Origin of the sequence: Microbulbifer sp. JSM ZJ756 (assembly GCF_044383805.1) — a bacterium.
In the GTDB taxonomy this organism is placed as follows: Bacteria; Pseudomonadota; Gammaproteobacteria; order Pseudomonadales; family Cellvibrionaceae; genus Microbulbifer; species Microbulbifer zhoushanensis.
This window is the reverse complement of sequence record NZ_JBISER010000005.1, coordinates 1-13166: the sequence shown is the minus strand read 5'-3', so window position 1 is coordinate 13166 and position 13166 is coordinate 1. Positions and strand designations below refer to the sequence as shown.

At 61.1% G+C, this 13166-nt stretch carries 12 protein-coding genes; 10 read left to right on the top strand and 2 right to left on the bottom strand.

Annotated elements, in window-relative coordinates:
- Positions 1-35: 35 nt before the first annotated feature.
- The 5 genes from ampE (at position 36) to ACH6CX_RS09515 (ending at position 5654) form a co-directional block, all read left to right on the top strand.
- Complete coding sequence (ampE, locus tag ACH6CX_RS09535) at positions 36-914, top strand: regulatory signaling modulator protein AmpE (protein ID WP_233005863.1); 879 nt, start codon at positions 36-38, stop codon at positions 912-914.
- Between the two features lie 206 nt (positions 915-1120).
- On the top strand, positions 1121-2551 hold the full coding sequence (locus tag ACH6CX_RS09530) for an aldehyde dehydrogenase family protein (protein WP_237063943.1): 1431 nt from the start codon (positions 1121-1123) through the stop codon (positions 2549-2551).
- Positions 2552-2633: 82 nt separating this feature from the next.
- Entirely contained in the window at positions 2634-3626 is a 993-nt protein-coding gene (locus ACH6CX_RS09525; protein WP_233005861.1) for a threonine/serine dehydratase, read from the top strand.
- Positions 3623-4213, top strand: a complete 591-nt coding sequence (locus ACH6CX_RS09520; protein WP_233005860.1) for a YbhB/YbcL family Raf kinase inhibitor-like protein — start codon at positions 3623-3625, stop codon at positions 4211-4213. The genes ACH6CX_RS09525 and ACH6CX_RS09520 overlap by 4 nt, the downstream gene beginning before the upstream one ends.
- Before the next feature lie 115 nt (positions 4214-4328).
- Positions 4329-5654, top strand: a complete 1326-nt coding sequence (locus ACH6CX_RS09515) for an AmpG family muropeptide MFS transporter (protein ID WP_396675354.1) — start codon at positions 4329-4331, stop codon at positions 5652-5654.
- 28 nt (positions 5655-5682) lie between these two features.
- Here ACH6CX_RS09515 and ACH6CX_RS09510 read toward each other — a convergent pair whose 3' ends face one another.
- On the bottom strand, positions 5683-6006 hold the full coding sequence (locus ACH6CX_RS09510; protein WP_233005858.1) for an MGMT family protein: 324 nt from the start codon (positions 6004-6006) through the stop codon (positions 5683-5685).
- Positions 6007-6073: 67 nt separating this feature from the next.
- Here ACH6CX_RS09510 and ACH6CX_RS09505 point away from each other — a divergent pair, with 67 nt between their 5' ends.
- Both ACH6CX_RS09505 and ACH6CX_RS09500 read left to right on the top strand, forming a co-directional pair.
- A complete protein-coding gene (locus ACH6CX_RS09505) occupies positions 6074-7084 on the top strand; it encodes a DUF481 domain-containing protein (protein ID WP_233005857.1) in 1011 nt (336 codons plus the stop codon).
- 53 nt (positions 7085-7137) lie between these two features.
- Positions 7138-7899, top strand: coding sequence for an SDR family oxidoreductase (locus ACH6CX_RS09500; RefSeq protein ID WP_233005856.1), 762 nt, complete (start codon positions 7138-7140; stop codon positions 7897-7899).
- Between the two features lie 185 nt (positions 7900-8084).
- Here ACH6CX_RS09500 and cfa read toward each other — a convergent pair whose 3' ends face one another.
- On the bottom strand, positions 8085-9236 hold the full coding sequence (gene cfa / locus ACH6CX_RS09495) for a cyclopropane fatty acyl phospholipid synthase (RefSeq protein ID WP_237063940.1): 1152 nt from the start codon (positions 9234-9236) through the stop codon (positions 8085-8087).
- A gap of 166 nt (positions 9237-9402) precedes the next feature.
- On the opposite strand from cfa, the gene ACH6CX_RS09490 reads away from it, so the two are divergent.
- The 3 genes from ACH6CX_RS09490 (at position 9403) to groL (ending at position 12125) form a co-directional block, all read left to right on the top strand.
- Positions 9403-9903, top strand: coding sequence for an FxsA family protein (locus ACH6CX_RS09490; protein ID WP_233005854.1), 501 nt, complete (start codon positions 9403-9405; stop codon positions 9901-9903).
- 240 nt (positions 9904-10143) lie between these two features.
- Complete coding sequence (gene groES / locus ACH6CX_RS09485; RefSeq protein WP_091508891.1) at positions 10144-10437, top strand: co-chaperone GroES; 294 nt, start codon at positions 10144-10146, stop codon at positions 10435-10437.
- A gap of 47 nt (positions 10438-10484) precedes the next feature.
- Entirely contained in the window at positions 10485-12125 is a 1641-nt protein-coding gene (gene groL, locus ACH6CX_RS09480) for a chaperonin GroEL (RefSeq protein WP_233005853.1), read from the top strand.
- The last annotated feature ends 1041 nt before the right edge of the window (positions 12126-13166 follow it).

Sequence of the window (13166 nt, the reverse complement as noted above, 5' to 3'; positions counted from 1 at the left end):
TCTGACTCTGGGAGAGCTTATATTGAGAATAACGTATGGCACTGATCATCGTTTTACTGACCCTGGCCCTGGTGCAACTCTGGGGCTCCGGGAAGCCGGTTCACCATGACGGCTGGTTCGCGCGCTGGCGGCAAAACATTGCCGGCCGCAAGGCCATGCAACAGAACGCGGGCCTGCGCCTCGCAGCGACGGTATATCCGGCGGTTCTGTTGGCGGCGGTGCTGATGGTACTGGCAGAAGTCGCCATGGGCTGGCTGGGTACGCTGGCACTCGGCGTAATCCTTCTTCTCTACTGCCTCGGCCGGGGCAACTTCAACGAAATGCTGTCCGATTACCTGCGGGCCTGGTACCGCGGCGACCTGGAGCAGGCCCGGGCGGCTGCGGCCCCCCTGATCCGTGACCTGCACGAGGAGCCAGGTGGCCCGCAGCAGTTGCATGAACAGGTTTTCCGTGGCTCCGCCTACCTGGCGTTCGAGCGACTGTTTGCCGTGCTGTTCTGGTTCCTGCTGCTGGGGATTCCCGGGGCGTTACTGTTCCGGTTGAGTGCGCTCTACGCCGACGAGACGCGGGGTACCGCTGACGAGGCCACCGCGTCACGCTGGCTGTGGCTGCTGGAGTGGCTGCCGGTCAGGGTAATGGGGTTCAGTTTTGCCATCGTGGGCAACTTCGCCGGTTGCTACCAGGCCTGGCGACAGTGCCTGACCTGCCGCGAGCGTGATACCGCGGAGGTGCTCGAAGCCTATCTGGAAGGTGCGCTCGGCGGTATCGATGCCAGCCAGTGCAGCGTTGGCGGGGAAGTGGCAGAGGCCCAGAGATTCTGTGGAGCCCAGCTCGAGGGCCTGCAGTCGCTGCTGTCGCGCTCACTGCTACTGTGGGTGACAGTGCTGGCCCTGGCGGTGCTGTTCGGCTATTGATTTTGGCCTGTCAAGGCTGGAACAGGTTTTGGTGAACTGGTGCCTAGTTTAGAACTTTGTTCCTTTTTGTGCCTTGACTTGCCCCCGGGCGGGCTCGGATATTGCCGCCTGAAGGCGAGCGTAATGGACACCAGTTGGCTGTGCACAAACTGCTCTGTACCGATAGAAAAACAATGACAACACTGATGAAGGGCGAGCAAATCTAGATGGAAGCTGAAACCCTTGAGCCCCGGCTGGGCTCTGACGATGGATCCGGCCAGGGCCCATCCCCCAATTCCGCTGCGCTGGTTGGGGGCCTGCGCACCTATTTCAGCAGCGGCACCACATCCAGCCTGTCCTGGCGCCGGCAGCAGCTGCGCCAGCTGCGCAAAATGCTGGTGGAGAATGAATCCCGATTCCTGCAGGCACTGCGGGAAGACCTGAACAAGGCTCCCCAGGAAGGCTTTATGACCGAGGTCTCCGCTACCTGCGGGGACATCGACCATGCACTCAAGCGCCTGAAAAACTGGGTGAAGCCGCGGCGGGTATCGACACCACTGGTAGCACAGCCGGGGCGCAGTTATGTGCAGCCCGAACCACTGGGAGTGGTGCTGATCATCGGGGCCTGGAATTATCCGCTGCAGCTGTTGCTGTCGCCGCTGGTCCCCGCGATTGCCGCCGGAAACTGCGCGGTAATCAAGCCCTCCGAAATGGCGCCGGCCACGTCAGCGCTGGTGGCAGGGTTGCTGCCACGCTACCTCGACAGCGATGCCTTCGCCTGTGTTGAGGGGGGCGTGCCGGAAACCACTGACCTGCTGGAGCAGCGCTGGGACCATATTCTCTATACCGGCGGCGGGCGCGTGGGCAAGATCGTCATGCAGGCGGCCGCCCGCCACCTGACTCCCGTCACCCTGGAACTGGGGGGCAAGAGCCCCTGTATTGTCGCCGACGACGCGGACATCACGGTTACCGCCCGGCGTATTGCCTGGGGCAAGTTCACCAATGCCGGGCAGACCTGTATCGCCCCGGACTATGTGCTCTGTACCCGCGCCACGGCGGAACGACTGGTGCCGGCTATCGAGGCGGAAGTACGCAGCATGTTTGGCGAAGACCCGCGCCAGTCCCCTGACTACGGGCGAATCGTCAATCGTCGCCATACCGAGCGGCTGGCGGCGTATGTGGCGGAGGGTAATGTTGCCTGGGGCGGCCAGGTCGATATCGCTGACCGCTATGTTGCGCCGACACTGCTGCGCGGTACCGGCATCGATGCCAAGGTGATGCAGGAAGAAATTTTCGGCCCGGTGTTACCGGTGATCGAGCTGGACGATTTCCGTGAAGCGGAGGATTTCGTCAACCGGCGCGAGAAACCGCTGGCCCTGTATGTGTTCTCCGATGACAGTGCCACTGCCGATCGCATCCTGGCGCGTTGTAGTTCCGGTAACGCGTGTGTGAATGACTGCATGATGTTTATGGCCGTGCACGAACTGCCGTTTGGCGGCGTGGGCCAGAGTGGCATGGGCGCCTATCACGGCGAGCATGGTTTCCGGACTTTCAGCCACTACAAGGCGGTAATGAAGCGCGGCTATGCCTTTGACCTGGACCTGCGCTATGCCCCGTTCACCGCCCGCAAGTTCAAGCTCTTGCGCTGGTTGCGTTGACGTTTCGATAAGGTTGCGCCGAGCGCCCGGCCGCGGCAGGGTGCGGTAAACTATTCAGAGACTTGGATTTCCCGTACCTGCTATGCCTGATGAAAATCTCGACTTGCCGGGCAGCGCTGACATTTTCAGCGCTGCCCAGGCGATTGCGGAGCGGATTCACCGCACACCCCTGATCACCAGTGCGCAGATCGATCGTATCTGTGGCGCTCATCTCTTTTTCAAATGTGAACACCTGCAGAAGACCGGTGCCTTCAAGGCCCGCGGTGCCAGTAACGCCCTGTGCCATTTGCCCGCGGGGACCAGTATGGTGGCGACCCATTCCTCCGGGAATCACGGCGCCGCGCTGGCCTGGGCAGCGGCTGCGCGCGGCCTGGCCTGTACTGTGGTGATGCCGGACACGGCGCCGCTGGCCAAGCGCGCGGCGGTTGCGGGTTACGGCGCCGAGATCGTGCTCTGCGGCCCGACCCTGCAGGACCGTGAGGCAGCGCTGCGCAAAGTGGTGGAAAGTACCGGCGCCCATGTTGTGCCGCCTTTCGACGACAGCCGCATCATCGCGGGGCAGGGCACGGTGGCACTGGAAATAATTGAGCAGAGTCGCGCCCGGGGTTTCAACCCGGATATCGTCCTCACGCCGGTCGGCGGTGGCGGCCTGCTGGCGGGTACCGGGCTGGCCATGGCAGCCATGGCACCGGAAGTGCTGGTGCTGGGCGCCGAGCCCGCAGGCGCGGATGATGCCCAGCGCTCATTGCGCAGCGGCACCCATGTCACTTCGCAGACTGCGGATACCATTGCCGATGGATTGCGCACGACCCTGGGGCAGCGCAACTTTGCCCTGATCCGGGAAACGGTGAAGGATATAGTTACCGTAAGCGAGCAGGGCATCGTCGATGCCATGCAGCTGCTGTGGACACGCACCAAGCAACTGGTGGAGCCGTCTGCGGCAGTGCCACTGGCAGCGGTGCTGGAACATCCTGCCCGCTTCAGGGACAAAAATGTGGTGCTGGTACTGAGTGGCGGCAATATGGACCTGGAACGCGCGGCGTCCCTATTTGCAGAGGAGGCAACAGAATCATGAAACCTGGCCAAGCTGTTTCATCGCAGCGCCGCATCCAGCCGGTGCGGACTGCTAAACTGGTGGCGTCCGCCATCCTGGCGTTGTTTGCCGCATCAGTATCCGCCGCCGAGCTGGTACTGTCTTCGGACAGCCTCGGTCCCGGTGAACGCATGCCCATGGAGCATGTGTACCATGGCTGTGGTGGGGAGAACCTCTCTCCGCAGCTGAGCTGGAGTGGTGCGCCCGAGGGAACCCGGAGTTATGCCCTGATGGTGTATGACCCGGATGCGCCCACTGGCAGTGGCTGGTGGCACTGGGTGATGTTCAATATCCCCGCTGGCACCACCAGCCTGGCGGAGGGGGCGGGTACCCCCAAGAATGGGCTGGTGCCGGAGGCAATCCAGGTGCGCAATGATTACGGCAGCCCGGGCTACGGCGGTGCCTGTCCGCCCAAGGGCGACGGCGACCACCGCTACCAGTTCCGTATCTATGCGCTGGGGGTGGAGCAGTTGCCCCTCGACCAGGATGCAACGCCCGCGCAGGTGGGTTTCCAGGTGAACGCCAACAAGCTGGCGGAGGCGGAGCTGGAAGTGGTCTGGGGGCGCTAACGGTTAGTGCCGGCACCGGATCAGTTGGTTTGCAGGAAACAGTCGACCGGGAATTAACGGATAACAAGGACAACGCAGCGGCATGCCAGAACAGACGCTTTCTTGGGGACAGGCAATGCGGGTTTACCTCAAACCCCGTGTGCTGGCGATGTTTTTCCTCGGCTTTTCTGCCGGGCTGCCGTTCCTGCTGGTATTTTCCACCCTCTCTGCCTGGCTGACCGATTACGGTGTCAGCAAGACCACCATCGGTTTCTTTGCCCTGGTGGGCCTCACTTACTCGATCAAGTTTGCCTGGGCACCGGTTATCGACCACCTCCGCCTGCCGTTCCTTACCCGCTGGATGGGCAAGCGCCGCAGCTGGATGGTGGTGTCGCAACTGGGGGTCGCGCTGGGCTTACTGGCGCTGTCCCAGATCAATCCGCAGCTGGCCCTGGTAAAGATTGCCGTGGTGTCGGTGGTCATCGCCTTCTGCGCCGCTTCCCAGGATGTGGTGATCGACGCCTACCGGATCGAGTCTGTGCGGGAAGAGCTGCAGGGGGCCATGGCGGCCAATTATGTATTCGGTTACCGGGTGGCGTTGCTTGTGGCTGGTGGCGGAGCGCTATTCCTGGCGGATATCTGGGACTGGTCTTCTTCCTACATCAGCATGGCGGGCCTGATGGCTGTGGGCATCATCACCACCCTGTTGATCGCCGAGCCGGACCATACCCGCGCGGAGAACCTGGCCGAGCCGTTCGAGCACACCTGGGTCGACCGGATCATGGGCAGTGGCACGCACGGGCCGATCAAGGAGTGGTTTGTCCGCGCGGTGGTATGTCCCTTCCTGGAGTTCTTCCAGCGCAACGGCCGCTTTGCGCTGGTGCTGCTGCTGTTTATCGGCATCTACCGTGTCAGTGACCTGGCCATGGGGGTGATGGCCAACCCCTTTTACCTGGACCTGGGGTTCTCGAAGACGGATATCGCCCAGATCGTGAAGGTATACGGCTTCTTCTTCTCCATCCTGGGGGCCTACCTGGGGGGCTTGCTGGTGGTGCACTACGGCATCCTGCGGCCGCTGATCCTGGGTGCGATACTGGTGGCTGCAACTAACCTGCTGTTCGCCAACCTGGCCCTGATCGGCCCGGAGAAAGCGTGGCTGGCGCTGGTGATCAGTGCGGATAACGTCAGTGCCGGGATATCCAACACTGTCTTTATTGCCTACCTCTCAAGCCTGGTGAACCAGGAGTACACCGCCACCCAGTATGCGCTGTTCAGTTCACTAATGACCCTGCCGGGCAAGTTTATCAGTGCCTTCTCCGGGATCGTCGTGGACACCCAGGGATATGCCGAGTTCTTTGTTTACGCGGCAATCCTGGGCATACCGGCCGTCCTGCTGGCCACTTATATCTGGTGGCGTGACTCCCGCCTGCAGTCGGTCGAGCCCTCTACCGGCGCGGGATAAAGACCCCTGGTGTCCCCTGGGCCGCGGCTCACGGACTCCAGCGGTATTTGCCCAGGTCTACCCGCCCACCAATCAATACTACCCCCTCCCGCTCCAGCCGCTCCTGCTGGCGCTGCGCAGCGGGTTCGGGCAGCGAGATCCGGCCCTGGGCATTGATGACCCGGTGCCAGGGCAGCTTGCTGCCCTGGGGCAGCCGGCGCAGGGCCTGGCCGGCAAACCGCGCCGCGCGGGGGAACCCGGCCATCTCTGCCAGGTCCCCATAAGTAATGACCCGCCCCCGGGGAATCTCCGCCAGTACACGGCAGATCCTCGATATGGCATCATAGTCATGATTTTGCGCTTTGTTCCCCACTAAAAAATTCTCCCGAAACCAACCTATCTAACAACAAGGTCTATTTGTGCTTGTAGTAATAAAACGCTTGCCCATATTTTTGCTGTTCCTGGCACCTCTGGTCGCATCAACAGCCCTGGCCGGCGTGCTGACACTGGATAATGGTGACAGGATCCACGGCCAGCTGGTCGTAGTGGAACAGGACCACGTGGTCTGGCAGTCCGAGAACTTCGGTGAAATCCGGATTGAGAAAGCCAAGGTGCTGTCTCTCGACACTGACCAGGACCTGAAGATCGCCGGGCGCGATGAACCCTGTGCCCTTGCCGGCCACCGCCGCGAACAGTGGGAGCTTTACTGTGACAGCGGCAGCGGCTGGGTCATGGATTTTCCCGCGATCAACCGCGCTGAACCTTACATCAATTACATCGGCAAGCCCTACACCCTGCATGGCAACGTCAGCGCCGGCGGTGTATTTGAGCACGGCAACCGCGAGCGCGAGGACCTGGACGTCAACATCAACCTGGACCTGCGCCACGGTGACTTTCATCACCTGCTGAATGCGCTCTACCAGAGCCAGAGCAACCAGGAGGTGGACTCACTGGAAAAGTACCAGTTGGGCTACGACCTGCGCTGGATTTTTTCCGAGAAATGGTTCGCCGCCGCCAACACGGCCGCAGAGAAGGAAGAGGCCCGCAACCTGGACCTGGGTACCACCGTCGGTCTGGGCCTGGGTTACCTGTTCTTTGATACCGAAAAAGCGGCGCTCTCCGTCCAGGGCGGTGTGAGCAGCCTGCAGGAAAACTTTATCAATACCGACCTGAGTGAATCCCAGGACGACCGCTACGCAGCGGCACGGGCGGCGATCAACTATCGCTACAAGTTCGCCCTGGGGCCGGAGATCTATTACGACCAGGAAATCCTGCAGTCAGTGAACAGCAGCGAGGACTACCAGACCAACGTCAAGCTTGGCCTGCGCACGCCCCTGATGGAAAACCTGATGATGGAGATCGCCCAGCACTGGTTGTACGACAATACACCTTCACTGGAAAGCGAAAAGGAAGACACCAAACTGACCATCGGTGTCGGCTACCAGTGGTAGGGCGGCAAATAATAATCAACCAAGAATAACGAGACAGTAGACGAGGATTACCCATGCAGATCGCAAACAGCGTTGTGGTTATTACCGGTGGCGGCCAGGGCCTGGGCCGTGCCATGGCAGAACACCTGGCAAAACAGAATGCCCGGCTGGCGCTGGTGGATGTGAACGAGGACGCCCTGCAGGCGAGTGCCGAGGCCTGCCGTGAGCTTGGTGCCGATGTGCGCACCTATGTGATCAACGTGGCCGATGAAGCCGAGGTGGACCAGGGCTTTGCCCGTATCCGCGATGACTTCGGCGGGCTGCACGTGCTGGTAAACAACGCCGGTATCATGCGCGACGGCATGCTGCTGAAGGTGAAAGACGGCAAGGTGACCGACCGCATGTCCCTGTCCCAGTGGCAGTCGGTGATCGACGTGAACCTGACCGGTGTGTTCCTGTGTGGCCGCGCCGCCGCCGGCATCATGGCCGAGAGCGGGCAGGGCGGTGTTATCGTGAATATCTCCAGCCTGTCCCGCGCGGGCAACATGGGCCAGACCAACTACTCCGCCAGCAAGGCGGGCGTGGCCACCATGACGGTTTCCTGGGGCCGCGAGCTGGCCCGCCACGGCATTCGGGTGGCCGGTATTGCGCCGGGCTTTATCAATACCGATATGGTTGCGCAGATGCGCCCCGAAATTCTCGAGGGCCTGGTCAAGCAGGTGCCCCTGCGCCGCCTCGGCGAGCAGGAGGAGATCGCCTCCACTGTGGCCTTCATCCTCGAGAACGACTACATCACCGGGCGTGTACTGGAAATCGACGGCGGTGCACGCCTGTAACTGCCACAGGCACGATCCCTGAAACCGGGGAGCGACGACACCCGTAGGGGCGGACCTTGTGTCCGCCCTTTCTCGTTGCCCGTCAGGCCGGGCGATCACAGGGATCGCCCCTACAGTAGAGCAGGGTGCGGCAGGACCCGTAGGGGCGGATCTTGTATCCGCCCTTTTCGTTGCCCGCGAGGCCCTCAGGAGACCCTGGCGACGCCCCCTTCCACCCTGTCAGAGAACATCCACTGCCACAGCTGGATATGCCGCGCGCGGAAGGCGCCGGCGCAGGACAGCAGGTAGTAGCGCCACATACGGTAGAAACGCTGGCCGTAGCGATCGGCAAACTGGTCCCAGTGCTGCTCGAAGTTGGTGTGCCAGGCCATCAGGGTGTGGTCGTAGTCACTGCCGAAGTTGTGCAGGTCCTCGGTCACCAGCAGCCGGTCTGCCGCATCGCCGATCTGGCCCGCCGAAGGCAGCTCGCCGTTGGGGAAGATATAGCGCTCGATCCAGGGGTCGGTGGCGGAGTGCCGCTGGTTCTTGCCGATGGTGTGCAACAGCAGCAGGCCGTCCGGCTTCAGGCAGCGTTTTGCCACCTTCATGAAGGTGCGGTGGTTGCGGTGGCCCACGTGCTCGAACATCCCCACACTGGCGATGCGGTCGAACTTCAGGTCCAGGCTGCGGTAATCCTGCAGGTGAACGCTGATGGGCAGGTCGGGGTATTGCTGGTGGATCCAGGCCTGCTGCTCCCGCGACACAGTGACCCCCACACACTCCACACCGTAATGCTGGGCGGCGTAGCTGACCAGGCTGCCCCAGCCACAACCGATATCCAGCAGGCGCATGCCCGGTTCCAGCCCCAGTTTGCGGCAGATCAGGTCCAGCTTGGCCTCCTGGGCCTGTTCCAGGTTCTCCGCACCGGCACGCCAGTAACCACAGCTGTAGACCATGCGCGGATCCAGCATGGCCTGGTAGAAGTCGTTGCCCAGGTCGTAGTGCCGTTCGCCCACCTCGAATGCGCGATGGCGGCTCTGCAGGTTGACCACGTAGCTGCGCAGCAGCCGCAGGGCGTTGCGCCAGGGGCGCACCAGGCGGGTGAGGTCGGCGCGCAGGATCCGGCAGAAGAACTGGTCCAGTGCCTGGACGTCCCAGTCCCCCAGCATATAGGTCTCCCCCAGCCCCAGGCTGCCGCGGGCGAGGATCTCGTCCAGCGCCTCCTCCCGATGCAGCTGCAGGTCCCAGGGGCGGTCGCCGTTGATGCGCACCCCGGCCCCTGCCAGGGCCTCATCCAGTAGGTGACGTCTGCGTGCCAGCACCGGCGCCTCCACAATATCCTGTTGGTTGCTCCCCATCAGTGCCTCCTTGCTGTTGTTATTCGATTATCGGTCCCCCGGGACCCGCAGGCCTTGAGAAATCACGCGACAGGCCGCATTTAAACGGTTGGGTATGCGATACCCTGACTCTATCGAAAATAGCAGTTTCGCCGAATCCCTCAAGCGAACTGCCCGGAGGAGCCCTATGCGCCCGCTGTTATTGCTGTTTATTGTCGTCCCAATCATCGAGATGTGGCTGTTGATCACCGTTGGCCAGCAGATCGGCGCACTGCCGACCATCGGCCTGGTGCTGCTCACCGCGGTGGTGGGACTGGCCATGCTGCGCCGCCAGGGCCTTTCCACCGTCATGCGCGCCCAGCAGAAGATGCAGGCCGGCGAACTGCCCGCCCGGGAAATGGCCGAGGGAATCTTCCTGGCGGTGGGGGGCGCACTGCTGCTGACCCCCGGGTTCTTCACCGATGCGCTGGGCTTTGCCTGCCTGGTGCCGGGCCTGCGCCAGCTGTTACTGGGCCGCTTCCTCAACCGGGTGATCGTGGTGCGCTCCTACGGGCCCCGGGGCCCGGGCGCAGGACCCTACCGACGGCCGGGGGATGACGACATCATCGAGGGGGACTATTCCCGGGATGACGCGGGAAACGGATCTCGCGAGAAGCCCGGGACTCGTGATCGCGATCGCCTTGAATAAAAAATGAGCAGTCCGGTCTCCCGCTACCGAGGCCGGCCCTCGCGAGTTTCCCTGCCGACACTTGTCGGCAATTTTTTTACCCCAGACTGTTGAAATCTCCCTTGCCGCCCATAGATAGGGAGCACCCTGAGAATTTGTCCCGATCCTGGCGACAGGAGCGGGCACCCGGGGCCGGAGGTCGAGCGGACCAAGGGTCCCCGGTCTGGAAACCCTAAAAACGACTCAATGGAGAGCCTATCCATGAAAATTCGTCCTTTACACGACCGCGTCGTAGTACGCCGTAAGGAAGAAGAAGAAAAGACTGCCGGTGGCATCGTGCTGCCGGGCGCTGCCAAAGAAAAGCCGAACCAGGGCGAAGTGGTCGCCGTGGGCGAAGGCAAGCTGCTGGACAACGGTGACGTGCGCGCACTGTCTGTGAAAGTAGGCGACGTTGTGGTATTCGGCCGTTATGCCGACAGCAACACCCTCAAGGTGGACGGCGAAGAGCTGATCATCATGAGCGAGGGCGACATCTACGGCGTGCTGGAAGGCTAAGCCCAGCGCACTCGATACGCACACAAAGAATTTGAGGAAAAAGAATCATGGCAGCAAAAGACGTTAAATTCGGTGACGACGCCCGCCAGAAGATGCTGGCCGGTGTAAACATCCTGGCAGACGCCGTTAAAACCACCCTGGGCCCGAAAGGCCGCAACGTGGTGCTGGACAAGTCCTTCGGCGCCCCGACCGTAACCAAAGACGGTGTATCCGTAGCCAAGGAAATCGAGCTGAAAGACAAGTTCGAGAACATGGGCGCCCAGATGGTGAAGGAAGTGGCTTCCAAGGCCTCCGACACCGCCGGTGACGGCACCACCACTGCCACCGTACTGGCCCAGGCCATCGTAACCGAGGGCCTCAAGTCCGTGGCCGCCGGTTTCAACCCGATGGACCTGAAGCGCGGTATCGACAAGGCAGTAATCGCCGCCGTTGACCACATCGCCGGCCTGGCAACCCCGTGCGAAGACAGCAAGTCCATCGCCCAGGTAGGCACCATCTCTGCCAACAGCGACGCCAGCGTCGGCACCATCATCGCCGAGGCGATGGAGAAGGTAGGTAAAGAGGGTGTAATCACCGTCGAGGAAGGTTCCGGCCTGGAGAACGAGCTGGACGTGGTTGAAGGCATGCAGTTCGACCGCGGCTACCTGTCCCCGTACTTCATCACCAACCAGGAGAACATGACCGCCGAGCTGGACGACCCGTTCATCCTGCTGGTAGACAAGAAGATCTCCAACATCCGCGACCTGCTGCCGCTGCTGGAGCAGGTAGCCAAGGCTTCCAAGCCGCTGCTGATCGTTGCCGAGGACGTGGAAGGCGAAGCGCTGGCCACCCTGGTTGTGAACAGCATGCGCGGTATCGTGAAAGTTGCCGCCGTCAAGGCACCGGGCTTCGGTGACCGCCGCAAGGCCATGCTGCAGGACATCGCCATCCTCACCGGTGGTACCGTGATTTCCGAAGAAGTTGGCCTGGAACTGGAAGCCACTACCCTGGAGCACCTGGGTACCGCCAAGCGCGTGACCCTGTCCAAGGAAAACACCGTGATCGTTGACGGTGCCGGCTCCAACGCTGACATCGAAGCGCGCGTCAAGCAGATCCGCGCCCAGATCGAAGAGTCTTCCTCCGACTACGACAAGGAGAAGCTGCAGGAGCGCGTAGCCAAGCTGGCTGGCGGTGTTGCGGTAATCCGCGTCGGTGCTGCCACCGAAGTGGAGATGAAAGAGAAGAAGGCACGCGTTGAAGACGCCCTGCACGCTACCCGCGCAGCAGTGGAAGAGGGTGTGGTACCTGGCGGTGGTACTGCCCTGGTGCGCGCCGTTCAGGCCATCTCCGTGACCGGTGACAACGAAGACCAGAACCACGGCATCGCCGCCGCGCTGCGCGCCATGGAAATGCCGCTGCGCCAGATCGTCGAAAACGCTGGTGACGAGTCTTCTGTAGTCGTCGACAAGATCAAGCAGGGTGAAGGTAACTACGGTTACAACGCTGCTACCGGCGAGTACGGTGACATGCTGGACATGGGTATCCTGGACCCGGCCAAGGTAACCCGCTCTGCACTGCAGGCGGCTGCCTCTATCGCCGGCCTGATGATCACCACCGAGGCCATGATCGCCGAGATCCCGGAAGAGAAGCCGGCTGCCCCGGACATGGGCGGCATGGGTGGCATGGGTGGTATGGGCGGCATGATGTAAGCCAGCCTTTCCGGCCAAACCCCAAGAAGAGCCCCGCATTTGCGGGGCTTTTTTATTGGCGTCATCCCCCCTGTATCTCCCCCTTATCCATTCCGACACCGTCCCCAGTCACCAGCACCCGGTGAGCCCGCCCGATAGAAAGCCATGTCATTCCGGCAATCGACAGCCGGCCTCGTGGCTGTTGAATAAGATTCGTTCGAGCAAAGGTGCCACGCTCACTCCGATAGTGATGCCCTGAAAGCTGCCTCAACGCCCATTACTGTCTCCGCCTGCTTATACACGGTTGTTTTTTGCACGGGAGCGGTATTAAGTAGCTGCTGATACGAGACCCGGATGCGCCAGGATTACGAGACGCGTCGCCTATCTGCGCAAAAAGCGCTCTAACTCGTTGACTTGAAAGGAGTGGCCCGTAAGATCAATTGACAGGGATGCAGGCTAGTTCAAGCGACGCGTCGTGCTATTCCGTAGCTTTCTATTGCCGAGGAGGCTGTAACCCTTTGATATTAAGGGTGATTCTATAAATTTTCGGCGTCTCGGCTCTGTAGATACACGACGTCTGGATATAAAGACGCGTCCTTTGAATAAACTGTTAGTTGTATAAAGATTATGTGGGAAAAGACAATACCAAAAAGAGCTCTAATCCTTTCAATCGTTACGACGATATTAATAATGGTAGTCGTTGCTTTTAAGATGTTAGTGACTGATGTGGTAGGGACGCCACTGGAGGCTTTTGGAAGATTCATATTAGCAGCACTTTGCTGCCTCTCGGGTTTTTGGATTTTTTACATCGTATATCTGTTTTTCAATCCGGGCTTCGACCATGAAAACAACTAACAAGGCCATGAACTTTGCGCCTATCGGCGCCGGACAGCCTACGCTACGCTCCGGCTGCCGGTTATGGCGGCGTTAAGCGTAAGACTTACCCACGATTAGTAGACACCCTGTATAGTTAGGTTTCGGCCTAACACGGAGGTGTACCATGGGTAAGAAGAGAGCTCAGGCGTATACGGAAGAGTTTCGCAGAGAGGCGGTCAAGAGGGC